Source organism: Tautonia plasticadhaerens (genome assembly GCF_007752535.1).
Classification (GTDB): domain Bacteria; phylum Planctomycetota; class Planctomycetia; order Isosphaerales; family Isosphaeraceae; genus Tautonia; species Tautonia plasticadhaerens.
The window spans coordinates 1,313,305-1,340,288 of record NZ_CP036426.1; the positions used below are offsets into that span (position 1 = coordinate 1,313,305).

At 71.8% G+C, this 26,984-nt stretch carries 22 protein-coding genes; 13 read left to right on the top strand and 9 right to left on the bottom strand.

The annotated features are described in order from the left end of the window. The first annotated feature begins 101 nt into the window (after positions 1 to 101). The 8 genes from modA (at position 102) to ElP_RS05015 (ending at position 9,349) form a co-directional block, all read left to right on the top strand. On the top strand, positions 102 to 917 hold the full coding sequence (gene modA, locus ElP_RS04980) for a molybdate ABC transporter substrate-binding protein (protein ID WP_197446726.1): 816 nt from the start codon (positions 102 to 104) through the stop codon (positions 915 to 917). Between the two features lie 185 nt (positions 918 to 1,102). Beyond that, a complete protein-coding gene (locus tag ElP_RS40525; protein ID WP_145267583.1) occupies positions 1,103 to 1,939 on the top strand; it encodes a DedA family protein in 837 nt (278 codons plus the stop codon). 690 nt (positions 1,940 to 2,629) lie between these two features. Beyond that, positions 2,630 to 3,409, top strand: a complete 780-nt coding sequence (locus ElP_RS04990) for a class I SAM-dependent DNA methyltransferase (protein WP_145267584.1) — start codon at positions 2,630 to 2,632, stop codon at positions 3,407 to 3,409. Between the two features lie 111 nt (positions 3,410 to 3,520). Then, complete coding sequence (locus tag ElP_RS04995) at positions 3,521 to 4,843, top strand: Trx7/PDZ domain-containing (seleno)protein (RefSeq protein ID WP_197446727.1); 1,323 nt, start codon at positions 3,521 to 3,523, stop codon at positions 4,841 to 4,843. A gap of 240 nt (positions 4,844 to 5,083) precedes the next feature. Next, complete coding sequence (locus ElP_RS05000; protein WP_145267586.1) at positions 5,084 to 5,965, top strand: carbon-nitrogen hydrolase family protein; 882 nt, start codon at positions 5,084 to 5,086, stop codon at positions 5,963 to 5,965. 176 nt (positions 5,966 to 6,141) lie between these two features. Then, positions 6,142 to 8,157 carry an asparagine synthase (glutamine-hydrolyzing) gene (asnB, locus tag ElP_RS05005; protein ID WP_145267587.1) on the top strand — a complete coding sequence of 672 codons (2,016 nt, stop codon included), beginning with the start codon at positions 6,142 to 6,144 and terminating at the stop codon, positions 8,155 to 8,157. A 54-nt stretch (positions 8,158 to 8,211) separates the two neighbouring features. Beyond that, positions 8,212 to 8,661, top strand: a complete 450-nt coding sequence (dtd, locus tag ElP_RS05010) for a D-aminoacyl-tRNA deacylase (protein WP_145267588.1) — start codon at positions 8,212 to 8,214, stop codon at positions 8,659 to 8,661. A gap of 61 nt (positions 8,662 to 8,722) precedes the next feature. Beyond that, positions 8,723 to 9,349 carry a Uma2 family endonuclease gene (locus ElP_RS05015; protein WP_145267589.1) on the top strand — a complete coding sequence of 209 codons (627 nt, stop codon included), beginning with the start codon at positions 8,723 to 8,725 and terminating at the stop codon, positions 9,347 to 9,349. Between the two features lie 21 nt (positions 9,350 to 9,370). Here the strand turns inward: ElP_RS05015 and ElP_RS05020 are convergent, their stop codons facing one another. From ElP_RS05020 to ElP_RS05035, 4 genes are all read right to left on the bottom strand, one after another. Further along, positions 9,371 to 10,633, bottom strand: a complete 1,263-nt coding sequence (locus tag ElP_RS05020; RefSeq protein ID WP_145267590.1) for an argininosuccinate synthase — start codon at positions 10,631 to 10,633, stop codon at positions 9,371 to 9,373. Positions 10,634 to 10,727: 94 nt separating this feature from the next. Continuing rightward, positions 10,728 to 12,554, bottom strand: a complete 1,827-nt coding sequence (locus ElP_RS05025; protein ID WP_145267591.1) for an aspartate kinase — start codon at positions 12,552 to 12,554, stop codon at positions 10,728 to 10,730. Positions 12,555 to 12,911: 357 nt separating this feature from the next. After that, positions 12,912 to 13,346: a WapI family immunity protein gene (locus tag ElP_RS05030; protein WP_145267592.1), complete on the bottom strand. Its 435-nt coding sequence runs from the start codon at positions 13,344 to 13,346 to the stop codon at positions 12,912 to 12,914. Positions 13,347 to 13,574: 228 nt separating this feature from the next. After that, the gene (locus ElP_RS05035; RefSeq protein ID WP_145267593.1) at positions 13,575 to 14,789 is read right to left on the bottom strand and encodes a cofactor-independent phosphoglycerate mutase; all 1,215 of its coding nucleotides are present in this window, start codon (positions 14,787 to 14,789) and stop codon (positions 13,575 to 13,577) included. A 412-nt stretch (positions 14,790 to 15,201) separates the two neighbouring features. Here ElP_RS05035 and ElP_RS05040 point away from each other — a divergent pair, with 412 nt between their 5' ends. The 3 genes from ElP_RS05040 (at position 15,202) to ElP_RS05050 (ending at position 20,049) form a co-directional block, all read left to right on the top strand. Continuing rightward, a complete protein-coding gene (locus ElP_RS05040) occupies positions 15,202 to 16,776 on the top strand; it encodes an FGGY-family carbohydrate kinase (RefSeq protein WP_145267594.1) in 1,575 nt (524 codons plus the stop codon). A gap of 127 nt (positions 16,777 to 16,903) precedes the next feature. After that, a complete protein-coding gene (locus ElP_RS05045; protein ID WP_145267595.1) occupies positions 16,904 to 17,290 on the top strand; it encodes a BlaI/MecI/CopY family transcriptional regulator in 387 nt (128 codons plus the stop codon). Next, positions 17,287 to 20,049: a M56 family metallopeptidase gene (locus ElP_RS05050; RefSeq protein ID WP_145267596.1), complete on the top strand. Its 2,763-nt coding sequence runs from the start codon at positions 17,287 to 17,289 to the stop codon at positions 20,047 to 20,049. Before ElP_RS05045 ends, ElP_RS05050 begins: the two co-directional genes overlap by 4 nt. Positions 20,050 to 20,082: 33 nt before the next feature. Here the strand turns inward: ElP_RS05050 and ElP_RS05055 are convergent, their stop codons facing one another. Continuing rightward, a complete protein-coding gene (locus ElP_RS05055; RefSeq protein WP_145267597.1) occupies positions 20,083 to 20,565 on the bottom strand; it encodes an alpha/beta hydrolase family protein in 483 nt (160 codons plus the stop codon). Next, positions 20,562 to 21,434 carry a sulfurtransferase gene (locus tag ElP_RS05060; RefSeq protein ID WP_145267598.1) on the bottom strand — a complete coding sequence of 291 codons (873 nt, stop codon included), beginning with the start codon at positions 21,432 to 21,434 and terminating at the stop codon, positions 20,562 to 20,564. The genes ElP_RS05055 and ElP_RS05060 overlap by 4 nt, the downstream gene beginning before the upstream one ends. Before the next feature lie 135 nt (positions 21,435 to 21,569). Here ElP_RS05060 and ElP_RS05065 point away from each other — a divergent pair, with 135 nt between their 5' ends. Together ElP_RS05065 and ElP_RS05070 are read left to right on the top strand one after the other, a co-directional pair. Next, positions 21,570 to 22,562 (top strand): zinc-dependent alcohol dehydrogenase family protein, encoded by a 993-nt coding sequence (locus ElP_RS05065; protein WP_145267599.1) that lies wholly within the window; start codon positions 21,570 to 21,572, stop codon positions 22,560 to 22,562. A 487-nt stretch (positions 22,563 to 23,049) separates the two neighbouring features. Beyond that, positions 23,050 to 23,439: a hypothetical protein gene (locus tag ElP_RS05070; RefSeq protein WP_231749489.1), complete on the top strand. Its 390-nt coding sequence runs from the start codon at positions 23,050 to 23,052 to the stop codon at positions 23,437 to 23,439. A 105-nt stretch (positions 23,440 to 23,544) separates the two neighbouring features. On the opposite strand, the gene ElP_RS05075 is transcribed toward ElP_RS05070, so the two are convergent. From ElP_RS05075 to pabB, 3 genes are read right to left on the bottom strand one after another with little or no spacing between them, the layout of a single operon-like run. Continuing rightward, positions 23,545 to 24,645: a Nif3-like dinuclear metal center hexameric protein gene (locus ElP_RS05075; protein WP_145267600.1), complete on the bottom strand. Its 1,101-nt coding sequence runs from the start codon at positions 24,643 to 24,645 to the stop codon at positions 23,545 to 23,547. Next, a complete protein-coding gene (locus tag ElP_RS05080; protein ID WP_145267601.1) occupies positions 24,642 to 25,508 on the bottom strand; it encodes an aminotransferase class IV in 867 nt (288 codons plus the stop codon). Before ElP_RS05080 ends, ElP_RS05075 begins: the two co-directional genes overlap by 4 nt. Then, complete coding sequence (gene pabB, locus ElP_RS05085) at positions 25,505 to 26,974, bottom strand: aminodeoxychorismate synthase component I (protein WP_231749491.1); 1,470 nt, start codon at positions 26,972 to 26,974, stop codon at positions 25,505 to 25,507. The genes ElP_RS05080 and pabB overlap by 4 nt, the downstream gene beginning before the upstream one ends. Between the last annotated feature and the right edge of the window lie 10 nt (positions 26,975 to 26,984).

A 26,984-nucleotide genomic window follows, 5' to 3' on the forward strand; every position in this document is an offset into this window, starting at 1 on the left:
CGCCGGGCCGGCCCCTCGACGTTATCATGCTCACGAGGCGGATTTCCGGCACCGAGGGGCGTCGGCCCGGCTCGCCCCGAGGCCTGGTGGGGATGGCTCGCATGGGAATCGGAGGCGTCCGGGGCCGGGTCGTCCCGTTATTGCTGGTCGTGCTCTCGGGGGTCATCCTCCCCGGTTGCCGGGGCCCGTCGGCCGACGGGCCGCCCCCCGAGCTGCACGTGGCCGCGGCCAGCGACCTGTTCGGGGCGATGCCCGAGCTGGCCGACGCCTTCGAGCGGAGGACGGGGGTCCGGGTCGTCCCGGTGCTCGGGTCCTCGGGACAGCTGGCCCGCCAGATCGAGCAGGGGGCGCCTTACGACCTGTTCCTCTCCGCCAACCTCGACTACGCCCGACGCCTGGCCGACTCCGGGGCGATCGACCCGGCGACGGTCCGGCCCTACGCCGTCGGGCCCCTGGTCCTGGCCTTCCCGGCCACGGCCGGTACGGGGCGCTCGGGGTTGGGCGCCCTGGCCGACCCCGAGGTCCGCAGCATCGCCCTGGCCAACCCCGACCATGCCCCGTATGGGAAGGCGGGGAAGCAGGTGCTGGAGCGATCGGGGCTCTGGGACTCCCTGGAGTCGAAGGTGGTGTACGGGCAGTCGATCCGGGTCGCCTGCCGGTTCGTGGAGTCCGGGCAGGCCGACGCCGGGCTGATCGCCCGCTCCCTGGCCGACACCCCCGGGATCCGCTGGGAACCGATCGACCCCGCCCTGCACGACCCGATCGAGCAGTACCTCGGCGTCGTCGCCGCGAGCGACCGCCGGCAGACGGCCCTCGCCTTCTGCGAATTGCTCCTCGGCGAGGAGGGCCGGGCGATCCTCCGGCGGTTCGGTTTCGAGGGGCTCGCGGGCGGGGACCGATCGGCGAGCGGGGGGTGATCGTCGATGGTTGGGATCCGATGCCGGACGGCCGGAGACGGGGTGGCGGCTCGCTGCGGATCGAGTCGGGGACGCGGCGGGAGCCGTTGCGTGGAGGCGACGCCCCGCCGTGATCGGCCGCCGTCGATCCGCCGAGGGCGACCCGGGGACATCAGGCAGGGAGCCCGGGGATCGGGGGCGGGGCGTTGACCGAGGACCTGATCGAGCAATTCGGCTACCTCGGCATCGTCCTGCTGTTGGTGCTCGGCGGCCTGGGACTGCCGGTCCCCGAGGAGGCGCCGATCATCCTGGCGGCGATCCTCACCAGGAAAGGTGCGATGTGGGGGCCGATGGCCTTCGGGGCCTGCGTCGTGGGGGTGCTGCTGGGCGACTTCGTCGTCTATGGGCTCGGGTACGTCTACGGGGAACGCGTCCTCGCCTTCCGGCTGACCCGGAAGCTCTTGACCCGGGCGAGGGAGGCGCAGATCAAGGGCTATTTCCAGAGGCATGGCCTGAAGATCCTGATCGTCGGCCGGTTCGCGGTCGGCTTCCGGACGGCCGCCTACCTGACGGCGGGGATCCTGAGGCATCCCCCGCTGAAGCTCCTGATGACGGACCTCTTCGCCGTGATGCTCAGCACCCCGCTGATGTTCGGCCTGGGCTATTTCTTCGCCCGGCAGATCGAGGAGGGGATCCGGGAGGTGCAGCACTCCCTCGCGTTGGTCGCCGCCGGGGCGCTGGTCCTCCTGCTGTTGGTCCGATCGGAGCGGGCCCGCCGCCGCGGGGGGAGGCCCGTCGGCCCTCCCGTGCTCGAGGGGGACGAGGCCCCGCTGCCCCCCGCGGACGTCGCCCCGGCCCGGCCCTCCTCCCCGGCAGCCCCCCAGGTCCCTCGGCCCGGCCCCGGATCGGCCGGTGCAGGAGAGTCCCGCCTCCCGGCCGATCCGCCGGCAAACACCCCGGGCCCGACCGCCGGGGCGGGGCCGTCCGGACCCCCGATTTCCCCCGACTTGCCGCGCGGGTCTCCCGGACCGCCCGGCCGATGAGGCCCGTCCCTGACCAGGAGCGGCGGCCCGAAATCGCCGGGATCGCTCCGGGATCGGGCGGAACCCGGGCCGGCGGTCCCGATCGCTCCTGTCCCCCCGACGCCGACGGGGCGGACGGCGGGCCGATCCGGGGACCTGATCCCGGCCCGGTTCGAGAAACCGGCCGGGGGTGGGCAGCGTCGCCTCCAGTTCGTATGATCGGGTTCCCGGGTCGGGCCGAGGCCCCAGGGGCCTCGCGACGCAGGGCCGGTCGGCCCGCACCGATCCCCGGATGCCATCGCGATCCGGCGGCCCTGTCAGGGCCGGGGCGTCGTCGCGTCGGGTCGAGGGCGACCCGGGTATCCGTCGGGCCGGTGATTGGGCGCCCCAGGTTCCCGATCCCTCCCCGACCGCCGGGAGCGTAGGCAATCCCCTCCCGAGGCCCCCGGGGCGCGGGAATGCGGTCCCGATCGGCCGGACCGGCCCTCCTCGGCGAGGTCCCGGCCACCGCCATCGGGCACGAGCCCGGCCGTCGGTGAACGGAGCCGCCCGGGGCGGCTCGAGGACCGGGGCCGACGCGCCCGTCCGGGGCGACGACGGCGTCATTTTACGAAATCGTATTGGAATCCGTTCGAATCCGAGGGCATCCGGCCGGGCCGCCCCATGCGCCCGGCGGGCCGCCCACCCATCGCGACCGAGGACCATCGATCGATGCGAACCCAGCCCCGCTACCGGATCCAGTTCCCCGTCAACGAGGTCGACCACCTGGACCAGGACGAGACGTACTTCTACCTCGTCGAGTCGGGCGATCGGAAGAAGATCCGCTTCCACGACTACGGGGCGATCTACGAGCGGCCGGGCCTGTACGAGCAGCTCTTCTACGACCGGCTCAAGTGCCAGTCGCCGGCCAAGGTGGCCAGCGTCCTCCGGGCCTCGACCCAGCAGGCGGGGGTGAACTTCTCGGAACTCCGCGTGCTCGACTTCGGGGCCGGCAACGGGATGATGGCCGAGGAACTGAGCAACCACGGCGTGGCCCGGCTGGTCGGCGTGGACATCATCGAATCGGCGCGGCTGGCCGCCGAGCGCGACCGGCCCCAGGTCTACGACGGCTACTACGTCCAGGACTTCACCGAGCTGGACGACGCCCGCCGCAAGGAGATCGGCGAGTGGTCCTTCGACTGCCTGGTCACCGTCGCCGCCCTGGGCTTCGGCGACGTGCCCCCCAGGGCATTCGTCGAGGCGTTCAACATGGTCCAGGACGACGGCTGGCTCGCCTTCAACATCAAGGAGACCTTCCTGGACAAGTCCGACCGTTCCGGCTTCTCCAGCCTGATCCGGGGGATGATCCTCTCCAATTACATCGAGCTGTACTTCCTTGAGCGATACCGCCACCGCTTCTCGATCGAGGGCAAGCCGCTGCCCTACCTCGCCATCGGTGCCCGCAAGCGCCGGGACCTGCCCATGGACCTCGTCGGCGAGGTCAGGGCCTGATCCGGGACGGGGTCGGGGCGGGGGCCGCACCCCGTTCCGGCCCCGCCGGGCATGCGATATCCTGGTCGCCTCGGGCCTCGTCACCGATCCCCCCCGACCAGGAGTCCGACGATGCGACTTCGCACCCTCGCCCTCGCCGCGGTCGTGCTCTCGGCCGTCCCCGCCGTCGCCCAGGACCGGGCCACCCGGGTCCGGGGCGACCGGGACACGTTCGCCGAGTCCCTCACCTGGATCTACAACGACCTCGGAGAGGGGATGGCCGCCGCCCGGGAGCAGGACAAGCCGCTGATGGCGGTGGTGCGCTGCATCCCCTGCGAGGCCTGCCAGGAGTTCGACGACGACGTCGCCCGCCGGGACCCCGTCATCCGGGACCTGATGGACCGCTTCGTCTGCGTCCGGCTGGTGCAGGCGAACACGCTCGACCTCTCCACGTTCCAGTACGACTACGACCAGTCGATGGCGATCGTCTTCCTCCACCCCGACGGCACCATCCTCGGCCGCTTCGGGACCCGGTCCGAGCGGCACGAGACGGAGGACATCTCCCTGCTCGGCCTCCGGGCCGCGATGGAGGAGACGCTCCGCCTGTTCGCTTCCTACGACGACGTCCGCCCCTCGCTCCGGGGCAAGCAGCCCGGGCCGGCCGAGTACGCCACCCCGCTGGAATACCCGTCCATCGCCGGCCGCTACGGCGAGACGCTCGACTACGAGGGGGAGGTGGTCGAGTCCTGCCTCCACTGTCACCAGGTCCGGGAAGCCGAGCGCCTCGTCTATCGGGACGCCGGTGAGCCGATCCCCGACGAGGTCCTCTTCCCGTACCCCGACCCCACGGCACTCGGCCTCAAGCTCGATCCCGAGTCGCTCGTCGTCGTCGAGGAAGTCGCCCCCGGCTCCCCGGCCGACGAGGCGGGCATCGCCGTCGGCGACCGGCTCGCCTCGGTCGAGGGCCAGCCCCTCGTCTCGACGGCCGACCTCCAGTGGATCCTGCACCAGACCCCATCCGGCCCCGCTGAGCTGGAGGCCGAGGTCGGGCGCGGCGACGGACGGGTCGCCACCACCCTGGGACTCCCCGACGATTGGAGGCGATCGGGCAACATCTCCTGGCGCGTCTCCACCTGGGATCTCCGCCGCCAGGCCTTCGGCGGAATGAAGCTCAGCGACCTGGACGACGAACGTCGAGACGAGCTGGGCCTCGGCGAGGATTCGATGGCCCTGCACGCCGACCACGTCGGCCAGTACGGCGAGCACGCCGTCGCCAAGCGGGCCGGCCTGGAGATCGGCGACGTCCTCCTCGCCTTCGACGGGCAGGAAGGCCGGATGACGGAGTCCGAGTTGCTCGCCCACGTCCTCCGGAATCGAAGCCCGGGCGATCATATCGACCTCCGCGTCCGGAAGGCCGACGGGTCGGTCGAGGACGCCCGGATCCGGCTCCCCTGAGCCACCCGCAACTGGCCTGTTCAGCCCGGGACGGAATGGCTAAAGTCCCGAGGCAAGGCCGCCGAGGGCCGATTCGCCAACCGGCCTTGCCGATTGTCCGGGTCGGATCGACGCGTCCTGTCGACGTCCGCCGATCCGGCGTCGAGTCCGGTCACGGATTGACCGAAAGAACCGAGTGAGAGCTTCGATCCGGCCCGACTGGGATCGATCCGCTCGGTCAGGGCCTGGGAGGGCCGACTCGTGCAATTGCGTGCCGCGGCGATCCAGATGCGCTCCACCCCGGGGGACGTGCCCGGCAATCTCGACCGGGCCGACGCCTCCCTCGCCCGATGCCGGGACGAGGGGGTGGATCTGGCCGTGCTCCCGGAGATGTTCAACACCGGCTACTGCTCCCGGGGGAACTACCACCCCATCGCCGAGGACGGCCGGGGCCGCACCCTCTCCCACCTCGTCGACCGTAGCCGGCGCTGGGGCATCCACGTCGCGGCCGGCTACGTCGAGCACCACGCGGGGCACCTCTACGACTCCCTCGCCTTCTGCTCCCCCGACGGGGGGCTGGAGGTGTACCGCAAGCGACACCTCGTGTTCTGGGAGTGCGCCCGGTTCCGTCGAGGCCGGGATCCGCTGGTGGTGTCGACCCCCTGGGGCCGGGTCGGGTTCGCCATCTGCGCGGACATGATCTATCGCCGGGTCTGGCTCGACTACAAGGGCCGGATCGACCTGGCCGTGGTCGCCGCCGCCTGGCCCGACTTCGCCGACCGCCGCTCCGGCCGGCCTCACTGGCTCTACGGGGGACTCGGCCCGCTCTCGGGGGAGATCCCCCGGCTGGTCGCCCAGGATCTCGGCATCGCGGTCGTCTTCGCCAACCAGTGCGGCGAGACCGAGAGCAAGTTGCCGATGATGCCCCGGATCGTCGACCGCTTCGCCGGCCGCAGCTCGCTCTGCGACGGCCGGCGCAGCCTCCCCGTCCGGGCCGGGACGGAAGAGGAGGTGGTCCTCGCCTCGCTGACCATCCCGTCCCGGCCCTCCACCGCAGCATCGAAACCCGATCGAGGAGCGTCGCCGTGCCGTTCTACGTCCCTCTCGGAATCCGCGGGCTGGTCCTCCACCTCGGCGGCCTGACGACTCGCCGGTTCGGCGCGTTGGTATACTGGGTTCGGACCCGCCGGCGGCCCGAATTGGCCCCGGTGCTCGTGTCTCGCGATTCGTGACCGGTCGACGCCCCCGTACCGACCCGCTCCCCCCCGTCCCGAATCGGCCCCCGGACCCTGCATCCCCCCGACGGGAGGACGTCCCCCATGTGCGGTATCGCCGGAGCGCTCGACCTTCGCGCCCAACGCCCCTTCCCCGAGGCCCGGCTCCGGGCGATGACCGACGCGATCGCCCACCGGGGCCCCGACGACGAGCACGTCCACCTCGAACCGGGGCTCGCCCTCGGCGCCCGTCGACTCTCGATCGTCGACCTCTCCGGCGGCCGACAGCCCCTCTGCAACGAGGACCGCACCGTCTGGGTCGCCTTCAACGGCGAGCTGTTCGAATATCCCGCGCTGTATCGCGAGATCCTCGACCGCGGCCATCGCCCCGCCACCCGGTGCGACACCGAACTCTGGGTCCACCTCTATGAGGACTTCGGCGAGGGCATGTTCGCCAAGGCCAAGGGCCAGTTCGCCGTCTCCCTCTGGGACCGCAAGACCCGCACCCTGATCCTCGGCCGGGACCGCCCGGGGATCGCCCCGCTCTATTACGCCGAGCGCGACGGCTGGCTGCTCTGGGGCTCCGAGGTCAAGGCGCTGCTGCGATCCGGCCTGGTGGACGCCGTCCCCGACCCCAAGGGCGTCGATCACCTCTTCACCTTCTTCTGCGCCGGCACGACCCGCACCTTCTTCGACGGCGTCAAGTCGATCCCCCCCGGCCATTACCTCCTCGCCCGGGACGGCCGGGTCGAGCTGAAGAAGTACTGGGACCTCGACTTCCCCGACGCCGGCGACGAGATCCGGCGCGACGACCCGACCCCCCTGGTCGACGAGCTGGAGGGACTGCTCCGCCAGTCCGTCGAGCGTCGCCTGCGGGGCGACGTGCCGGTGGTCAGCTACATCAGCGGCGGCCTGGATTCGACGGTGGTGCTCGGCCTCAGCTCCCGGCACCGGGGCGAGGCGGTGCCCTCGTTCACGATCGGCCTCGACCGCGCCGGGCCCGACGAGCGCACGCAGTCGACCGAGGCGGCCCATGCCCTCGGCTCCCAACTGACGACCGTGATCATGGACCGGGCGATGATCGCCGAGGCCTACCCCGAACTCGTCGTCGCGGCCGAGGGCCCCGTCTTCGACACCTCCTGCGCCTGCCTGATGCGGCTCGCCTCCGCGGTCCACCGCGAGGGCTACAAGGTCGCGCTCACGGGGGAGGGGGCCGACGAGGCCTTCGCCGGCTACGCCTGGTTCAAGTTCCAGCAGATGCGGGACCGGAACTTCCGGCGCTTCGGCCGGGGACCCATGAATTTCGGCCGGGAGTTGATGTTCCGCGTCCTCGGCGGCAAGGACGCTCGACGCCCCCCCGCCGTCGAAGGCATGAACGGCACCCGCCCGATCCAGCAGGACATGTTCGAGGCCATCTCCCAGGCCTCCCGCCTCGTCTTCTCCCGCGAGATGTGGGACCGACTCGGCGACCACCACCCCTTCGACGACCTCGACCTGACCAACCCGGACATGAAGCGCTGGGCCCCGCTCAACCAGTCGCTCTACGTCGGCTACAAGGTCATGCTCGCCGGGCTCCTGATGATCCCCAAGGGTGATCGCATCACGATGCATTCCTCGGTCGAGGGCCGCTATCCGTTCCTCGACGAGGACGTGATCGAGTTCGCCTCCCGGGTCGCCCCCGAGTACAAGCTGCGGGGCCGGACCGAGAAATGGCTGCTCCGCAAGGTGGCCGAGCGGACCCTGCCCCCCAAAATCGCCAATCGGCCGAAGACGATGTTCCGGGCCTCCTTCGCCCCCACCTTCCTCGGGCCCCACCGGCCTGCCTGGGTCGACCAGCTCCTCAGCCCCGAGTCGCTCCGGGCGACCGGCTACTTCGACCCGGTCGCCGTGGCCCGGGAGCGTTCGCTCCAGGTCCGGCTGCCCCGGATCACCCCCCGCCGCCTGATCATGCAGATCGGCCTGACCTCGGTCGTCTCCACCCAGCTTTGGCACCACCTCTACTGCGGCGGCGGCCTCTGCGAGCTGCCCACCTGGGATTCCCCCGGCTTCGCCGGCAATCGCACCCCGGGGCATTACAAGATCCGGACGCAAGGCGATGCCCCGCTTCCCATCGCGGTCTGATCGACGGCCGGTCCCCGGCCGCCGGGACTTGCACCACAATCGCGGGATCGATCCATGCGGGCCGTCCTCCAGCGCGTCTCTCGGGCTTCCGTCGAGGTCGACGGCCGGGTCGTCGGCCGGATTGATCGCGGCTGGCTGGTCTTGCTCGGGGTCGGCAAGGGGGATTCCGAATCCGACTCCGAATGGCTGGCCGGGAAGGTCGCCGGGCTCCGGGCCTTCGAGGACGACCAGGGCAAGATGAACCTGGCCGTCGGTGAGGTCGGCGGCGGGGTCCTCGTCGTCAGCCAGTTCACCCTGCTCGGCGACTGCCGCAAGGGACGCCGCCCCGGCTTCGACGCCGCCGCCGACCTCGCCGACGCCGAACGCCTGTATGATCACTTCTGCGGCCGGATCGCCTCACTCGGCGTCCCGACGAGGACCGGGACCTTCCGCGCCTCGATGCAGGTCGAACTGGTCAACGACGGCCCCGTCACGCTCCTCCTCGACAGCTCGAAGGCGTTCTGATCGGCCTGACGGGCGATAGAATGGACGGAAGCCGGAGACACCGATCCTCGGGAGGTCCGACATGGCCACCGCGACCGAGATCCGCCCCGACCTGCTGACCGCCGATCCCGACGGCCCGATCCCCGCCGATACCTCGGGCCCGATGACGACCGAGGAGATGCTCGAGCTGCCCGAGGGCGAGGTCCACCGCGAGCTCTACCTCGGAGCGTTGAGGGAACGGCCGATGACGACGAGGAACGTCCCGCACAGCTTCCTGAATGCCCGAATCGGGCAGCTCATCTTGAATTGGGTCGAGGCCCAGCCCGAGCCTCGAGGCCTCGTGCTCGGCGGCGAGGCCCGTGTCCGCATCCGGAAGGATCCGGACACGACCGTCGGGATCGACCTCGCGTACCTCTCCCCGGAGCTGGCCGCCCAGACCCCCGAAGGGGCGAAGTATGTCGACGGCCCGCCGACGCTGGCCGTCGAGATCCTTTCCCCCTCGGACACCTACGGCGAGCTGTCCGAGAAGGTCCGGGCCTACCTCGACGCCGGGGTCCCGCTCGTCTGGGTCGTCGATCCGAGCTTCCGGACGATCGTCGTCTACCGCCCCGACGCGCACCCGAGGATGCTCAACGTCGATGACGCGATCGACGACGAGCCGCTCCTGCCGGGGTTCCGGGCCGAGGTGGCCCGGATCTTCCGGAGGTAGCGGTCCGCGGCGACACCGCCATCAGGACCTCGGATCCCGGGGCGGGATGATGCTGGGCAACTCCATCCGGCGGCCGCCGCCGGGGCCCTTGAGCATCTGGTGCTGGGCCTGCGTCTTCTGGCCGAGCCCGTGGATGGTGATGAAGCCCAGCGCGGCGGTGGCGTCGTACTGGTCACCTTCCTCGTAGGTCGCCAGTTCGTGCCGGTAGAGACTGTGCTCGCTCTTGCGGCCGACGATCGACGCCATCCCCTTGAATAGCTTGATCCGGGCCACGCCCGAGACGTACTGCTGGTTCGAGGCGACGAACGCCATCAGGTCCTGGTGCAGGGCGCTGAACCAAAGTCCGTTGTAGATCAGGTCGGCATACGTCTGGCTGACCTGGGTCTTGAACCGGAGCGCCTCCTTGGAGAGCGTCAGGAACTCGATCTCCCGGTGCGCCTCGTGCAGCACCTGGGCCGCCGGGGCCTCGTAGATCTCCCGGGACTTGATCCCCACCAGCCGGTTTTCGATGTGGTCGATCCGCCCCACGCCGTGCTTGCCGGCGATCTGATTCAATTTCTCGATCAGCGGGGCGCCATCGGTCTCGACCCCGTTGAGCGCCACGGGCCGGCCCTGCTCGAAGGTGAGCTCCACCACTTCCGGCTCGTCCGGCGCGTCCTTCGGATCGACGCTCCACTGGAACGTCTCCGGGGGCGGCTCGACCCAGGGGTCTTCGAGGATCCCGGCCTCGATGGAGCGGCCCCAGAGGTTCTGGTCGGTGCTGAAGATCTTCTCCTTCGTGGCCTCGACCTCGATGCCGTGGTCGGCGGCATACTTCAGCTCCTCGGTCCTCGTCCACTTCCACTCGCGCACCGGGGCGATGATCTTCAGGTCCGGGGCGAGCGTCTGGAAGGTCACGTCGAAGCGGACCTGGTCGTTCCCCTTCCCCGTGCAGCCGTGGGCGACGGCCACCGCGCCGTGGTCCCGGGCCACCTGGATCATCCGCTGGGCGATCAGCGGGCGGCCCAGCGCCGTGGCCAGCGGGTACTTCCCCTCATACAGGGCCCCGGCCATGAGCGAGGGGAAGGCGAAGTAGTCGACGAACAGGTTCCGCACGTCCTCGGCGATCGCCTCGACGGCCCCGGTTCGGAGCGCCTTCTCCCGGATCGCCTCGATGTCCTGCCCCTGGCCGAGGTCGCAGGTGTAGGCGATCACATCCAGGCCATACGTCTCGTCGATCCACTTGACGGCCACCGAGGTGTCGAGGCCGCCGCTGTAGGCGAGCACAACCTTGTCGCGTGCCACGTGCGAGGTTCCCGGAGCTTGAGGGGCGATTGGAGCGTCCGTACGGGTCGATGAGGGTCGGGGGGCCGGCGGCCTGCGGCCCCGGGGGGCCGGCTCAGGTCCTCGGGGCGCCCGCCGCGGGGCGGGCCCGGTCGAGGTCGAAGGCCCGGCCGAGTGCGTCGAGGCCCTCCCGGCCGCGGTCGAGGTCGGTGAGGACGTTGACCCGGACCTCGCTCGTGTTGATGAGGGCGATGTTGATGCCCGCATCGGCCAGGGCGCCGAACATCCGGGTGGCCACGCCGGTGTGCGTCCTCATGCCGATGCCGACGACGGAGAGCTTGGCCATGCCCGGCTCGACCAGCACGTCGCCCGGGTCCCCCACCGCCGCCGAGGCCGCCGAGGCGGCGCGGTCGGCGTCCTCCCGGGGGACGGTGATCGAGAGCCGGGTGTCGCCCTCGGTGGTCCGGACGTTCTGGACGATCATGTCCACGTTCACGCCCGCCTCGGCGATCGACCGGAAGGCCTTGCTCGCGTAGCCGGGCCGGTCGGGGACGTTGAGCAGGGTGACCCGGGCCTGGTGTTCGTCCAGCTCGACGCCCGAGACGACGAGGTCTTCCATGCCGCCGAGCCCGCCCACCAGCGACCCCGCCTCGGGCCCGGCGAGCGGGTTGCGGTCGGCCGGCCTTCGCCGAGGTGGGGCGAATTCCCGGCGGTCGTCCAGCCGGGGCCGCTCAAGCTCGAAGGCGCGGTGGACGGCCCGGAGCGCGTCGGCCGCCGAGGAACGATCCACGAGCACGCTGATCTTGATCTCGCTGGTCGTGATCATCTGGATGTTCACGCCGGCCCCGCCCAGGGCCTCGAACATCGCCTGGGCCACGCCGGTGTGCACACGCATCCCCAGGCCGACGACCGAGACCTTGGCGACCTCCGGGTCGTGGGTCACCCCCCCGGCGCCGATCTCCCGGGCGGCGTGCTCGGCCACCATCAGCGTCTCGGCCAGGTCCCCGCCGCTCACGGTGAAGCTGACCTCGGTCCGGCCCCGGGTGGCCACGTTCTGGACGATCATGTCCACGACGATGTTCTTCTCGGCGATCCTCCGGAACAGGGCATGGACCACGCCGGGCCGGTCGGGCACGCCGAGCACCGTCACCCTCGCCTCGTCCTTCGCCAGCGCGGCCCCGGTGACGCTGGCGCCGAGCAGCCGGGCGTCCTCCTCGGCGACGATCCAGGTGCCCTCGGCGTCGGCGAAGGAGCTGCGGACGTGGATCGGGACGCCGAACTTCTTGGCGAATTCGACGGACCGTGAGTGCATCACCCCGGCACCGAGGCTGGCCAGCTCCAGCATCTCGTCGTAGCTGATCCGGTCGATCTTCCTCGCCTCGGCGACGATCCGGGGGTCGGTCGTGTAGACGCCGTCCACGTCGGTGTAGATCTCGCAGGCGTCGGCCCCGAGCACGGCGGCCAGGGCCACGGCGGTCGTGTCCGACCCCCCCCGGCCGAGCGTCGTGATGTTGTAGTGCTCGTCCACCCCCTGGAAGCCGGCGACGATGACCACCTGGCCGTCGTCGAGCGCCTGCTGGATCCGCTCGGTCGAGATGTTGCGGATGCGGGCCTTGGTGTGGAAGCTGTCGGTGACGATGCCGATCTGGGCCCCGGTGAAGCTGATCGCCGGCACGCCGAGCCCCTGGATCGCCATCGCCATCAGGGCCACGCTCACCTGCTCCCCCGTGGCGAGGAGCATGTCCATCTCCCTCGCCGGGGGCCGCTCGGTGATCTCCCGGGCCAGGCCGATCAGCTCGTCGGTGGTGTGGCCCCGCGCCGAGACGACCACGATCACCTGCTTCCCCTCGCGATGGGCCCGGATCGCCCGTCGGGCGGCGGAGAGGATCTTGTCGGCGTCGGCGACGCTCGTGCCGCCGAACTTCTGGACCACGAGGGGCAACGCAGGATCTCCTTGACTCGGCTCGGCTCGGTCGGGTCGCGGGTGAAGGGTCGAGGGGCGCGGGGCGGGGTCGGTCCGCCTGGCCGGGGGGCGAACGTCCCAGGATGCCAGATCGAGGCCGGAGAATCCAGATCGGTCGATCCCCGATCGTCCGGGGGGATCCCGGTCGCCTCGCCGCCTCCGGCCGATCGACGACCGCCGCTTGCCCCGGCGGGGGACGCCGGGGCTCCTCGGATCCCCGGTCCCCGCCCCGATCCCGCTTCGCCGCCGGGACGGGGCGGGTGCTTGGCCCCCCCATCTCGAGGATCCCGGAGGCCCGCCCCGTCTCCGAGTCGACCCGGTCGCCCTCCGGGCGCCTCAGCCGGCGACCGGATACCGTCGGAGGATGGCGTCGAGCCCGTCGATCATCCCCGGCAGGTACGACTGGTCCAGCAGCAGGACGAACCTCAGGCGGTTGTCGATGGCCGGGTCGTCCGTCGCCTCGCACCGGGCGACCAGCCCGCCCCGGCCGTCTCCCGAGACGGCCACGCGGAGCCAGCCATCGGTGCAGTCGAGCACGGCCTCGCCCCGGAGTTCGTCGTGCAGCGTCGCCAGCCGGGACCGGAACCCGGCCAGCTCTTCGGCGCGGAGGAACGCGCGGAAGCGGCCCGAGAAGCCCCCGGCGGCGATCACGACCTCGGTGACGAGCCAGTCGTCCCCGGACTCGCCGGGGCGGTCCAGCTCGGCCGGCCTCAGCAGGAGGTGGGCACCCCGGCGGTCTCCCATCAGGAATTCGATCGGTTGGTGATCCATCTCGTCCCGGCTCCCGGTCGGCTCGAACGCGGCCCCGGCCGCCACGGCGACGGCAGGGGGACCCTCCCGGACACGGCCCGAAGTCCGGAGGTTCGCCGGCCCGAACACGGCCGGCAGCCGGCCCGGGTTTCATTCGACGGATCGCCCTCGGCACCGGCTCGGAGGCGAACTCCCGCATGACCCGACTGATCCGCCGGCGGGACCTGCCGGAAACCGCCTCGCTTTGGCTCATCGCTTGAGGACGTGATCGCCCATCAACTGCCATCCCCGCTCCAGGAACGGCCCCCCGGCCTCCATGGCGCTGATCTCGTCGTACGGCTTGCCCGAGCCGGACAGGCCGGTGCCGCAGAGGGCCCAGGGGACCGGCGCCCGGTCGTGGGCCCGGGTCCGGATCAGCGTGGAGTGGTCGGGGGAGACGAGCAAGCGGTACTCGCCGTACGATTCGAGCGCCTCGCGGATCGGCCCGACGATCTCGCGGTCGATCCGCTCCAGCGCCTCCACCTTGGCGTCGGCCCGGCCCTCGTGGCTGGCCTCGTCGGGGGCCTCCACGTGGACGCAGACGAGGTCGTGGTCGCGCAACGCCTCCACGCCGTACCGGCCCTTGGCGGCGTAGTCGGTGTCCAGGTAGCCGGTGGCGCCGGGCACGTCGACCCGGGCCCACCCGGCCAGCATCCCCGTCCCCCTCACGAGGTCGACGGCCGAGAGGATCGCCCCGCGCTTGCCGTGCAACTCGGCGAAGGTGGGCACCCGGGGCGCCTTGCCCTGGCCCCAGAGCCAGATCGCGTTGGCCGGCAGCTTGCCCGCGGCCACCCGGGCCCGATTCACGGCGTGGTCCTGGATCACGGAGGCGCCCGCCTCCATCAGGCGACGGAGCAGCTCCGAGCCGGTCCCCCGGGGCAGGTGGTCGGCGGCGAGCTGGTCGGGCACGTCGTGCGGGGGCGTGGTCGTCGTGTCGTCGCCGAAGGGGGGGGGCGACCCGGGCCTCCCCCGGTAGATCATCGCGTTGCGGTAGCTGACGCCGGGGAAGAACTCGACCTCGTGCCCGTCGGCGTGCACGTTCGCCCTCAGCGCGGCGACCAGCTCGGCCCCCTCCTCGCTGGAGACGTGCCCGGCGGTGAAGTCGGTCATCCGGCCGTCGAGGATCGTCATCAGGTTGCAGCGCACGGCCCAGTCGTCGGGGCCCAGCGCGATCCCCATCGCCACCACCTCCAGCGGGGCCCGGCCGGTGTAGTACCGCTCCGGGTCGTAGCCGAAGAGGCTCAGCGTCGCGACGTCGCTGGCCGGCAGGAAGCGGTCGGGCACGTTCCGGGACCTCCCGAGCACCCCGTCCCGGGCCACCCGGTCCATCTCCGGGGTCCGGGCGGCCTGCAAGGGCGTCAGGTCGCCGAGCGAGCCCTGCGGCTCGTCGGCCGCGCCGTCGGGGATGACGATGGCGATCTTCATAATCGTCTCCTCCCGTCCCCCGATGCGGGGGGCGGGTCGCTTCGATTGGCCCCCGGACCCGGCGCGACCGGCCCGGAAGGGACACCGAACACCCTACCAGCGCTCACCCCCCGCACCAAGCGGACGGTCGCCGGGCCGGGCCCGGCCGATCGCCTCCTGACGGTCGGCGAAGCGGTGAGGGGGGGGGAACGGTCATTCGGCGCCTCGACGGCGAGGGGCGGGCGAGGGGAATCGGACTCGGTCTCCCGAATCCGGGCGCACCTCCTCCCGTCTCGGAGACGCCGAGCGCGATCCCCTCCCCAGCCGATACCGGGCCGCCCCGGCGACCGCTACAATCCGATCCGGTCAATCATGGGCAAGGGGGCCGACATCCCCGGGGCTCGCCGATCGCCGAGTGGGGCGGGGAGGCGGGATGCCCGATCGGCCCGGCGTCGAGGACGGCACCGCGATGGGCAATGACCCGCTCTTACTCGGCCTGGACGTCGGCACGCAGAGCATCCGGGCGGCGCTGGTCGACCCGGCCGGCCGGACCCTTTCCTACGGCGTCGCCCCCCTGGAGACGACCTACCCCCGCCCCTCCTGGGCCGAGCAGGACCCGGCCCAGTGGTGGGCCTCCGCCCGGGTGGCGGTCGGCAAGGCGATGGAGTCGGCCGGCGTCGGGCCGGACCGGGTCGTCGGCATCGGCCTCGACTGCACCGCCTGCACCGTGGTCGCCTGCCGCATCGACGGCACCCCGATCCGGCCGGCCCTGCTCTGGATGGACCAGCGTTCCCACCGGGAGGCCGAGGCGATCGGCGTCACCGGGGATCCCGCCCTGAAGTACGTCTCCGGCCGGGTCTCCCCCGAGTGGATGCTCCCCAAGGCCCTCTGGCTGAAGCGGCACGAGCCGGGGGCCTACGACGAGGCCGACCGCATCGTCGAGTGCACCAACTGGTTCATGTTCACCCTGACGGGGGAGTGGACCCTCTCCCTGAACCACTGCGCCGTCAAGTGGAACTACGCCAGACCCGAGGGCGGCTGGCCGACCGCCCTGATCCACGCGGTCGGCCTCGACGACCTGCTCGGCAAGTGGCCCGACCGCATCGAGCCGCTGGGGCAGGGGGGGGCGACGCTCTGCAAGGCGGCCGCGGAGCAACTCGGGCTGAAGTCGGGGACGCCCGTCGCCCAGGGGGGGATCGACGCCTACCTCGGCATGATCGGCATGGGGGCCACGTCCGCAGGGGACGTGGCCGTGATCGTCGGGTCCAGCACCTGCCACCTCGCGCAGTCCCGGGGCGGGGTGTTCGGCTCCGGCGCCGCGGGCTGCTACCCGGACGCCACGGTCGAGGGGCTCTACACCCTGGAGGCCGGCCAGACCGCCACCGGGTCGATCCTCGACTGGTACCGCCGCCACTTCTCCGGCGACCAGCGACGTGAGGCCGAGGCCCGGGGCGTGAACGCCTACGAGATCCTCGACGAGCAGGCCGAGGCCGTCCCCCCGGGCTCCGAGGGCCTGGTCGTCCGCGACGACTGGCAGGGGAACCGCTCCCCCTACAAGGACCCGAAGGCCCGGGGGGCGATCGTCGGCCTCTCGCTCGCCCACGGCCCCGGCCACCTCTTCCGGGCCCTCTACGAGGCCACCGCCTGCGGCACCCGGCACATCCTGGAGGACGCCTCGCAGCACGGGCTCGACGTCTCCCGGATCATCGTCGGCGGCGGGGGGGCGAAGTCCCGCCTCTGGATGCAGATCCACGCCGACGTGCTCCAGCGGCCGATCCACCTGCCCCGGGAGACCGAGTCCTGCGCCCTCGGCTCGGCCATGACCGCCGCCGTCGCCGCCGGCCTCTTCGCCGACCTCGACGCCGCCGCCCGGGAGATGGTCGCGCTGGAACGCATCGTCGAGCCCGACCGGCGGAACCAGGGCGTCTACGACGACCTGTTCGCCCGCTACGCCCGCCTTTACGTCGCCCTCCGCGACGGCCGCGTCGTCGACCCGCTGGCCGACTGATCGGTCGCTACCTCCAGGGGCCCGCCCGTCGGGCCCCGGAGAATTGACTTGATCTCGCCACGCGTCCCACTACGATAAAACCAGAACGAAAGAACCCAAACTCAGCGAACCCGGGGGCGATGATCCGATGGCCAGGCCGTCGAAGGAGCTGACTGAGCGGGAACTGGAGGTGTTGCACGCCTTCTGGCACCTCGGCGAGGCCGGGGTGGCCGAGGCCCGGGAGGAGTTGATCCGGAGGGAACAAGGGACCCCGGCCTATACGACGGTCGCCACCCTGGTCCGGATCCTGGCCGAGAAGGGGTTCCTGCGCCAGGTGAACGAGGATCGGCCCTTCCGGTATCAGCCCGCCCGGACCTACGAGGAGGTTTCCCGACGCCTGCTCGATCAGGTGGTCGAGCACGTCTTCCGGGGATCCCGGGAGCATTTGCTGATGCGTCTCGTCGAACGGCGAGCCCTCTCGGCCCGGGAGCGGGCCATCCTGGAACGGACCCTGGACGAGGAGGCCGAGGGATGAGCGACCCCTGGACCTGGCCGCTCTCCTGGATCCTCCGGGGGCTGGCGCTGGCCCTCGTCACCGCGGCCTGCTACCCGATCGCCCGTCGCGCCGGCCCGACTTCGGGGGTGACCGCGTCGGCCAGCGGCCTGGTCCTCCTCGCGGTGCTCCCCTTCCTGCTGCTGCTTCCCGGGCCCCGATGGGAGGTGCCGATCGGATCGGCCCTGGCCGACCTCGGGATCGATCGCATCGCCGAACCCGCCGCCGGAGATCGCAAGGCGGCCATCGCCGGGCGCGCCGAGGGACTTGCGTTCGACCCCGCTCCGCCCCCCGACGAGTCGACCTCGCCCCCCCCTGGCCGACGGCCGACGCTTTCGGAGGCTCGACGACCGGGGCCCGGGGCCGATCCGGCCCCCTCCCCGCCGGCACCGATCGCGGCCCGAACGAACCGGCAAGGGGCCTGGACATCGGGGATCGCCGTGGCGCTGGCGACCCTGGTGGTGATCGGCGTGTCGAGGCTCGCCCTCGGGCTCGGGGCGGTCGCCCGACTCCGATCGGCGGGCCAAACCGTCCGTGACCCGTCGATCGACACGCTCCTGGACCTGCTCCGGGCCGAGCTGTCGATCACCCGGCCGGTCGAGGTCCGGGAGGCCCCGGGACTGGGCCCACCCGCGACGATCGGCTGGCGAAGGCCGGTCTTGCTGCTGCCCGACGACTGGCGATCGTGGGAGCAGGGGGAGTTGCGGGTGGTCCTCGCCCACGAGCTGGCGCACATCCATCGGGCCGATTTCCCGGTCGCCCTGCTCGCCCAGCTCGGCGTGGCGCTCCACCCCTGGAACCCGATGGCCTACTGGCTGGCGAGTCGGCTCCGGCTCGACCAGGAACTCGCCGCCGACGCGACCGCCGCCCGGCTCTCGGGGGGCCGTCGCCCGTACCTGGCCTGCCTCGCCCGGCTCGCCCTCCGCCGAGACGACCTCGCCTCGGGTTGGGCCGCCCGGGCCTTCCTCCCGGTCCGAGGGACCCTCGTCAGGAGAATCGAAATGCTCCGATGTGAACGTTCGCCCGATCGAGACGGCCCCTCTCGGGCGTTCCGGGGCGTCACGATCGCCTCGATCACCGGCCTGGCCCTCCTCTGCGCCGGCCTCCGGGCCCCCGAAACGGCCGAGGCCCGCCCGCAAGGCGACCCCGCCCCCGAGGCCGCTCCGCTCGGCGACGACGGCTTCGACCTCTCCCCCGTGCCGGCCGACGCGACCTTGGTCGCGGCGATCCGCCCGGCGCGGCTTGCGACCCATCCCGAGATTCGGGACCTGATCGACGAGTTCGACCCGCTCGGCGACCTCCTCGGCGGGATCGACCTGCGCGTCCCTGGCCTCCAACAGGTGACGGTCGTCGAGCTGCGAAGCCTGGAGGCTCGAGTCAGGGGTGGTCCGACCCTGGTCGTCCCCGATCTGATCATCCTCCGCACCGTCGACCCCGTCGGGGATGAGCTGATCGGCTCCATCCTCGAGGACGCCGAGGCCGTCTCCTACCTCGGGACCAGGTACCACCGGGCCCGAGGCGCGTCACGCTCGGCCCTCCGGTTCGATGACCGGACGTTGATCCTCGCCCAGAAGGAGCAGGCGATCCGCAATGTGATCGCCGGGAGGGACCGGCCCGGGGGCACGCCCCTCTGGCGAGACGCGGCCGATCGGGTCGACGACGGCCAGATCCTCCTCGCCTTCGAGACCACCTGGTTGTCCCAACTCCTGGGACCCGACGGCACCCGAGGGGACCTCATGCCGTTCGGGCTGGCGGCCATGTCCGGGCCGATGTTCGACCGTGCCTCGGCCTACGCGATCAGCCTCGACCTGCTGGATGGGATGTCGATCGGCGGCGTCGCCCTCTGCGTCGACGAGGAGGGCGCGGCGCGGGTCTCGGAGACCGCCACCGCCCTGAAGACGCTCGCCCGCAACGCCCTCGGGAACATCCGTGGCGCCGCGAACGACGACCCCGAGCTCGAATCGGTCCTCGCGGTCAAGAGCGAGGTCGAGACCCTTCTCGGCGCCGCTATTATCGAGGCCGAGGGCTCGACCGTCCGCCTCCAGGCCGAGTCCGACCAGGACCTCGGCGCGTTCCTCGCACTGGCGACGGGACCGATTAACGCCGCCCGCATCGCCGATCGTCGCTCGCAGGCGACGAATAACCTGAAGCGGATCGGCCTGGCCCTGCACAACTACCACGACATCAACGATTCGTTCCCCCCGCCGATACTCTTCTCCGAAGACGGCTTCCCGTATAGCTGGCGCGTGGCGATCCTCCCCTTCCTGGAGCAGACCGAGGGGCCGGCGCTCTTCGAGTCGTACCACTTCGACGAGCCCTGGGACGGCCCGAACAACCGAGCATTGCTGGAACGGATGCCTGACGTCTTCCGAGTGCCCGGTGCCGACAGCGAACCGACCCACGCCGACTACTTCGCCCTGGTCGGCGAGCGGACTCTCATGGGAGAACCCGGCAAGGGGACAAAATTCGCCGAGATCCGCGACGGCAGCTCGTATACGTTCATGATCGTCGAGTCGAAGCGGGCTGTCCCCTGGACCAGGCCGGAGGACATCCCGTTCGAGATTGACCTGTCCGACCCGAATGCCCCCGCCCCGGAACTCGGCGGCTTCTGGCCGAACGGCTTCCAGGTCGTCTTCGGCGACGGTTCGGTCCGGTTCATCAGCCGGACGATCGACCCGACGGTGTTGAAGGCCCTCTGCACCCGAGACGGCGGCGAGTTGTTCTCCTCGGACCGGTACTGACGCCTCCGGGCGGCCGAGGGGCCGTCCCATGTGTCAGTCCGAAGTTCGTCGAATCCGCTCGACGGCCCATCGCAGGGCGTCGAGCGCCTCCGGGTCGGTCATGTTATGGTCGACCCCGACGACGACCAGCGACTCGGCCGGCAACCCGCTCCGGCGGACGAGTTCCCGGGAGTCCTCGATCGCGATGACCTCGTCCCTCTCGGAATGGAGGAGGACGGTCCGATCGGTCGCCCGGACGTCGTCCTGATCGCCCCAACGCCTCCAGGCCGGGGCGATCAGGACGACGGGGACCTCGCCGGTCGGCACCGCCAGCGCGACCGCACCCCCTCGGCTGGAGCCGACGACCACGTCCGGCGATTCGGCCTCGAACGCCTCCCGGGCGCGTCGGACCGACTCGGGGAAGTCCTCGTCCGGCAGGTGCGGGTTGATGACCTCGACGCCGATCGAGCGGAGGAAGGTCGGCTTCACCCCGCCGGGCCTGGAGTGCAGGCCATGCAGGTAGAGGACCCGGGTCATCGCTCCCCGGCCTCGACGGGCAGGTCAAGCCGGGGGCCCCACTCGTTCCAGGAGCCGTCATAGACGGCGACGTCCGGGAAGCCGAGCCGGTGGAGCTGGAAGGCGATCACGGTGGCCGCCACGCCGCCGTTGCAGTAGGAGACGACGGGGCGATCGGGGTCCAGCCCGGCGGCGGACAGCCGTCCCCGGACCTCGTCCGGATCGAGGAAGCCGCCCCCCTCGGCGAAGAACAGCTCCCGGGGGAGGTTGACCGCCCCGGGGACGTGCCCCCCCCGGGGGCCCCGACGCCTCGCGCCGGTGAACTGGCCGGCGTCCCGCGCGTCGAGGATCTGGGCCGGGCCCCCGAGCATCGCCAGCAGCTCGGCCGCCGAGACCCACATCCGCTCCCTCGGCCTCGCGGTGAAGCTCCTGGGCTCGACCGTCGAGGGGCCTTCCTCGACCGGCCTCCCCTCCTCGACCCATCGATTGAAGCCGCCGTCGAGCACGCTCACCGCGTTGTGCCCCATCGACCGCAGGGCCCACCAGAGCCGGGTGGCGAACTGGCCCCCCATGTGGTCGACGGCGATGACGTGGGTGTCGTCACCCACCCCCCTCGCCCCCATGGCCGCGGCGAACAATTCGGGGGGGGCGACCTGGGCCGGGACCGGGTCGCCCGGGTCGATGATGTCCTTCGTCCAGTCGACGAAGGCGGCCCCCGGGATGTGGCCGGCCTCGAATTCCTCGGGCGCCCCCCGATAGGTCGCCTCCTCCTCGCCCGGCCCGACGGGCCGGGTGCTGACGTACCCCCGGATGTCCAGGACCCGGATCGCCGGGTCGTCCAGGTGCTCGGCGAGCCAATCGGTCGAGACGAGGGGCTGGTCGGTGGTCATCGGGCGGTTCCTCTCGGCGGGGGCTCCTCCGGATACGGGCCGGGCTCGATCGCCCGGCGGGGAGGGACTAGGATAATCCCCGATCGCTCGAATTCCAGGGTATCGCGCCCCGCCCCCGGGGACGAGGAGCCGACATTGAGAGCCGCCGTCTTCGACCGCTTCGGCGAGCCCGCCGAGGTCCTGCGCGTCGCCGAGGTCCCGACGCCCGAGCCCGGCCCGAACCAGGTCCGGGTCCGGATGATCGCCAGCCCGATCAACCCGTCGGACCTGCTCTACGCCAGGGGACGCTACTCGATCATCCCCGAGACGCCCGCCTCCCCCGGGTTCGAGGGGGTCGGCCGGGTCGACGCCGCCGGGCCCGGCCTCTACGGCAAGGCCCTCGTCGGCCGCCGGGTGGCGGTCATCAACGGGGACGGCGGCAACTGGGCCGAGTCGGTCGTGATCCCCGCCATGCAGGCCATCCCGGTCCCCTCCTCGATCCCCGACGAGCAGGTCGCCTCCTTCTTCGTGAACCCGGCGACCGTGCTGGCGATGGCCCGGCACGAGCTGGCGGTGCCGAAGGGGGCCTGGCTGCTCCAGTCGGCGGCGAACTCCGAGCTGGGGAAGATGATGATCCGGCTCGGCAGGCATGACGGGTTCAAGACCCTCAACGTCGTCCGACGCCCCGAGGCCGTCGAGGAGCTGAAGGCCCTGGGCGCCGACGCCGTCATCGTCACCGAAGACGGGCCGATCCCCGAGCAGGTCCGGCGCGTGACCGGCCCCGAGGGCGTCCGCCACGCGATCGACCCGGTCGGCGGCGAGATCGGCACCGGGGTCTTCGAGGCGCTGGGACCCTCGGGGACGCTCCTGGCCTACGGCTCGCTCACCGGGGAGCCGATCCGGGTGGACACCCGGCTGATGATCTCCGGCCGCCGGTCCCTGCGGGGGTTCTGGCTCGGCCATTTCATGAGGTCCCGGAGCAAGGCGGCGGCGCTGCCGCTGTTCGTGCAGGTCGGCCGGTTGATCCGGGGCGGCGTCCTGAGCACCACCGTCGGCCCCAGCTACACGCTCGACCGGCTGGCCGAGGCCGTCCGGGTCGCCGAGCAGCCCGGCAGGCCGGGCAAGGTCCTCCTGAACCTCCGCGGTTGATCCCCGGGGGGGGAATGACCGGCCGGGGTCGCCCAGAACGAACTCGCTGGTGGTGTTTTCGGGTTTTTTTGTCGCCGGTCGAACCCCCGACCGGTAAAATGCATAACCAACGTACCAGTCCGCCGCTTCGAATGCCCTCCACCATCGACCGCCGCTCCGGCCCCCGGAGTGGGCCGAGCCGTTACACCCCGGCCGAATCGTGCCTCGATTTCGGACCGTCGTGCCCCGATCGGGTCGAATCCCGATCGGCCTGCTGCTTGGCTTGCCCTGACCCGCCGGACGGCCTAGATTGCATTCGAAACGCGACCGAGTGGCCGGGGCCCGTTCCTCGCGAGCGTCCCTCCCGGTCTCCGGACCGATCCGCAGACTCGAGCATCGAGAGCAAGCCCCGGCGGGACCCGCCGGCGACGGTCTCGTCACCCCGGCATCATCGCCGGGGGGGCGGTGCCCCGCCCCGAGGTCCGGCCGGGCGGGGAATTGAAGTACGATGACAGCCTCGCAAACATCGGGGACCCAGGACTGGCGAGCGATCGCCCAACTCAGTTCGGGGGGGGAACGCCTGCTCTGCGTCGGGGAGAGCTCCTCGCAGGTCCGCGCCGCCTACGTCGGCGCCTGGGGTGAGGTGATCCGGGACGAGGATCGGCCCACCGTCCAGACGATCTCCCTGCAGAAATGGATCGGCCAGGTCTGGGCCGGCACCTGGGAGCACCAGCAGACCCTGGACGTCCCCGCCACCCCCCGCAAGGAGAAGGCCGAGGCCAACGGCGACGGCGACGGCGACGGCGGCTCCCTTGGCGACGCCAACGGCGACGGCGACGGCAACACCAACGGGAACGGCCACGCCAACGGCACCGCCGCGGAGATCGCCGAGGCCTGAGCCGACGCCCTCCCCCCGACCCCGACCCCGACCCCGGCGGCCTCCCGGCCGCCGTCCCCGAGGAATCCCCGGACCCCGTTCCGGGGATTTTTCGTTGGGACGGTCTCACGGGCACCGCATCGGGTCCGACTCCCTCCGGCTGGCCCAGGCCTCCAGGCCCGGGAAGGCCGCGCCGATCCGATCGGCCAGCATCTCGACCGCCGGCCGTTCCGTGGCGTGGTGGCCGGCGACGATCATCCCCATGCCCGCCGCCTCCGCCTCCAGGGCCCGGTGGAACCTGGCCTCCCCGGTCAGGAAGGCGTCCGCCCCGGCCTCCGAGGCGTCCCGGACGAAGTCGTCCGCCCCCCCGCAGGCCACCGCCACTCGCTCGACCCGCCGATCCGGCTCCCCCACGAACTGGAGCCCCGGCGCCGGGAGGCGGTCTCGCACGATCCCGGCCAGCCGCCGCAGGGTGGTCGGCTCCGGGAGCCGGCCGATCCGGCCCACGCCGGCCGATTCGTCGCGGAGGATCGTCGGGTACGCGTCGATCGCCGGCTCCTCGTACGAGTGCGCCCTCCTGACCGCGTCGAGCACCATCGGTAGCCGGGCCGTCGGGCAGACGAACTCGATCCGCTGCTCCGGGGCCACCTCGCGCCTCCCGGCCCGGCCGACCGTCGGGTTCGTCCCCTCCAGCCCGAGGAACGTGCCGGATCCCTCCAGGGTGTACGAGCACTCGGCGTAATCGCCGATCCTCCCCGCCCCCGCCTCGAAGGCGGCCGACAGCACCGCCTCCCGGTCGGCCTCCGGGGCGAAGACGACCACCTTGCACCCCTGCCGGTCCGGGGCCGGCTTCAGGGGCCCGACCCCGACGAGTCCCAGGGCCTCGCAGAGGAAATCATTGATCCCCCCCCTCGTGTTGTCGAACGCCGTGTGGGGGCTGTAGAGCGCCACCCCCGCCCTCGCCAGCGGCCAGAGGAACCCGTCCGCCCGGTCCGCCCGGAGCGACTGCACCGGCTTGAACCAGATCGGGTGGTGGCTGACGATCAGCTGCGCCCCCCCGTCCACCGCCTCCGAGGCGCTCCTCGGGGTGACGGTCAGGCACGTCATCACCTTCTCGACGGTCGCCGCCGGATCCCCCAGCAGGAGGCCGACGTTGTCCCAGTCCTCCGCCAGCCGGGTCGGGGCGAATCCCTCCATCCAGGAGGCGAGGTCGGCCACGGTCGTCATCGGGCGTCCTCCGATCGGAGCCAGGCGTGCAGGTCGTCCATCAGCCGTCGGGTGACGGGCCCGGGGTGGATGTAACAGATCGGTTCCGCCAGTCCCGTCCCGAGCGGCCCGAGCTGGACGACCGGGATGATCCCGCGTACGGCATTGGTCAGGAAGCACTCGTCGGCCCGCCGGAAGTCGTCGAGCGTCACGAGCGTGCCCGGATCGACGGATAACCCCATCGCCGCCGCCCGTTCGAGGACGACGGACCTCATGATCCCGGGCAGCATCGGCCGCGGTCGACCGTCCTCGCCGTGATCGTCGGGCGAGACGAGCCGGCCCCCCTCGACCAAAAACACATTGGTCCGGCTCCCCTCCAGGATCGCCCCGGACCCGAGTCGGGAGAGGTTCTCATCATAGCCGAGCCCCCGGGCCTCCTCGAACGCGAGCCGGCGAGACCAGTAGTTCAGCGCCTTCGACCGCAAGAGCCGGTCGTCCTCGGCGGGGAACCAGGTCGCGCAGGCCCTCGCGCCGGGCCGGCCCGGTGGGGGCGGCAGTGGACGACTCCTCATCCAGATCCTCCCCGGCCTCCCGTCGTCGAAGCCTCCTGAGAGCGTGATCCGGAGCGTGCGATCGTCGAGGCTCCCTCCCTCCCCGAGGAGGGACCGCACCGCGGCCTCGTCCGGCAGGTCGCCCTCGTCGAACGGGATCCCCAGCTCCCGGGCCGATCGGCGCAACCGGCCCAGGTGCCGTTGCAGCAGGGTCGGCCGGCCGTCCCAGGTCCGGAGCGTCTCGAAGAGGCCGAGCCCGTGCTCGAACGCCCGGTCCAGCACGCTGATCGCCGGCGCCTCGTCGGGGACGACCTCCCCCCGGACCCAGATCATGCCCGGCCCTCCAGCACGTCCCGCATCGCCCGGCCCTTGTGCATCGTCTCCTCGAATTCGAGCTGCGGGTCGCTGTCGGCCACGATCCCGCCGCCGACCTGGTAGCGGACCCGGGGGCCCTCGACCACCATCGTCCGGATCGCGATGTTGAACGCGGCGTTTCCCCCCGCGCCGAAGTAGCCGATCGCCCCGGTATAGACCCCCCGACGGCTCGGCTCCAGCTCGTCGATGATTTCCATCGCCCGGATCTTCGGCGCCCCGGTGATCGACCCCCCCGGGAAGACGGCCCGGACCACCTCGATCGGCCCGACCCCCGGCCTCAGCCTCCCCTCGATCGTGGCGACCTGGTGGTGCACCGTCTCGAAGCTCTCGATCACCGACGGCTCCGTCACCCGGACCGACCCGAAGGCGCAGACCCTCCCCAGGTCGTTCCGCTCCAGGTCGACGATCATCGCCAGCTCGGCCCGGTCCTTAGGGCTGTCGACCAGCTCGGCCCGCATCGCCCGGTCCTCCTCCGGGGTCGCCCCCCGGGGCCTCGTCCCCTTGATCGGCCGGGTGATGATGTGATCTCCCCGGGTCCGGTAGAACAGCTCCGGGCTGGAGCTGACCACCGCCCGGCCCTCCCCGAACCGCAGGTAGGCCGAGTACGGCGAGGGGCTCCGATGCCGGAGCCTCCGGTACAGGTCCAGGGGCTCGGGCCGGCCGATCGCCGTGAAGCGCTGGGAGATGTTCGCCTGGAAGATGTCGCCCGCGTGGATGTAGTCGACCGCCCGGCGGACCGCCCCACGGTACCCCTCCGGCGAAAAATTGCTGGTCGGCGGGGCCTCGAATCCCGACCTCGGCAGGCTCCTGGGCGGCCGTCGCAGCGCCTCCAGCCAGGACCTCACGCGATAATCGACCCGGTCGGCCGACTCCCCGAGGACGTTCGTCACCCAGAGCTTCGCCTCGCCCGACCGGTGGTCGACGGCCACGAACGTGTCGTAGAGCCCGAACGCCAGGTCGGGGACCGCGTCCTCCTTCGGGGCCTTCCGGGGGACCCGCTCGATCCATCGGGCCAGGTCGTAGCCGAGGTACCCGATCAGGCCCCCCAGGAACGGCGGGCGATCGCCCCCACCCGGGCCCTCCTCGACCGGCCGACCCAACCCGAGCCGGTCGACCAGTCGGTCCAGCCCGACCAGCGGGTCTCCCCGGCCGAACTCCCAACGCTCCGGGAAGATTGCCTGCCGCTCCTCGTCCATCCCCCGGTACGCGAACCGCCATCGGTCCATCGTCAGAAACGGCACGTCGAACATCCCGGCCGGACGGGCGGCGAGGATGCTCCAACGCCCGGCGTCGCCGAAGCCGGGGCCCCCTTCGAGCAAGGCCGCGCCGGGCATCTCGCCGACCCGCATCGCGAGCCGATCGGCGGGCAGGTCGATCGGGATCACGATCGGCGGTTCGAACGCGGGGCGATCGGGCTCGGGCACGTCGGGGGCT

Bases quoted from the DNA above. Each gene is read 5' to 3' on its own strand.
- modA (WP_197446726.1), top strand. From the start codon at position 102: ATGGGAATCGGAGGCGTCCGGGGCCGGGTCGTCCCGTTATTGCTGGTC.
- ElP_RS04990 (WP_145267584.1), top strand. From the start codon at position 2,630: ATGCGAACCCAGCCCCGCTACCGGATCCAGTTCCCCGTCAACGAGGTC.
- ElP_RS04995 (WP_197446727.1), top strand. From the start codon at position 3,521: ATGCGACTTCGCACCCTCGCCCTCGCCGCGGTCGTGCTCTCGGCCGTC.
- asnB (WP_145267587.1), top strand. From the start codon at position 6,142: ATGTGCGGTATCGCCGGAGCGCTCGACCTTCGCGCCCAACGCCCCTTC.
- dtd (WP_145267588.1), top strand. From the start codon at position 8,212: ATGCGGGCCGTCCTCCAGCGCGTCTCTCGGGCTTCCGTCGAGGTCGAC.
- ElP_RS05015 (WP_145267589.1), top strand. From the start codon at position 8,723: ATGGCCACCGCGACCGAGATCCGCCCCGACCTGCTGACCGCCGATCCC.
- ElP_RS05030 (WP_145267592.1), bottom strand. From the start codon at position 13,346: ATGGATCACCAACCGATCGAATTCCTGATGGGAGACCGCCGGGGTGCC.
- ElP_RS05035 (WP_145267593.1), bottom strand. From the start codon at position 14,789: ATGAAGATCGCCATCGTCATCCCCGACGGCGCGGCCGACGAGCCGCAG.
- ElP_RS05040 (WP_145267594.1), top strand. From the start codon at position 15,202: ATGCCCGATCGGCCCGGCGTCGAGGACGGCACCGCGATGGGCAATGAC.
- ElP_RS05045 (WP_145267595.1), top strand. From the start codon at position 16,904: ATGGCCAGGCCGTCGAAGGAGCTGACTGAGCGGGAACTGGAGGTGTTG.
- ElP_RS05050 (WP_145267596.1), top strand. From the start codon at position 17,287: ATGAGCGACCCCTGGACCTGGCCGCTCTCCTGGATCCTCCGGGGGCTG.
- ElP_RS05055 (WP_145267597.1), bottom strand. From the start codon at position 20,565: ATGACCCGGGTCCTCTACCTGCATGGCCTGCACTCCAGGCCCGGCGGG.
- ElP_RS05060 (WP_145267598.1), bottom strand. From the start codon at position 21,434: ATGACCACCGACCAGCCCCTCGTCTCGACCGATTGGCTCGCCGAGCAC.
- ElP_RS05070 (WP_231749489.1), top strand. From the start codon at position 23,050: ATGACAGCCTCGCAAACATCGGGGACCCAGGACTGGCGAGCGATCGCC.
- ElP_RS05075 (WP_145267600.1), bottom strand. From the start codon at position 24,645: ATGACGACCGTGGCCGACCTCGCCTCCTGGATGGAGGGATTCGCCCCG.
- ElP_RS05080 (WP_145267601.1), bottom strand. From the start codon at position 25,508: ATGATCTGGGTCCGGGGGGAGGTCGTCCCCGACGAGGCGCCGGCGATC.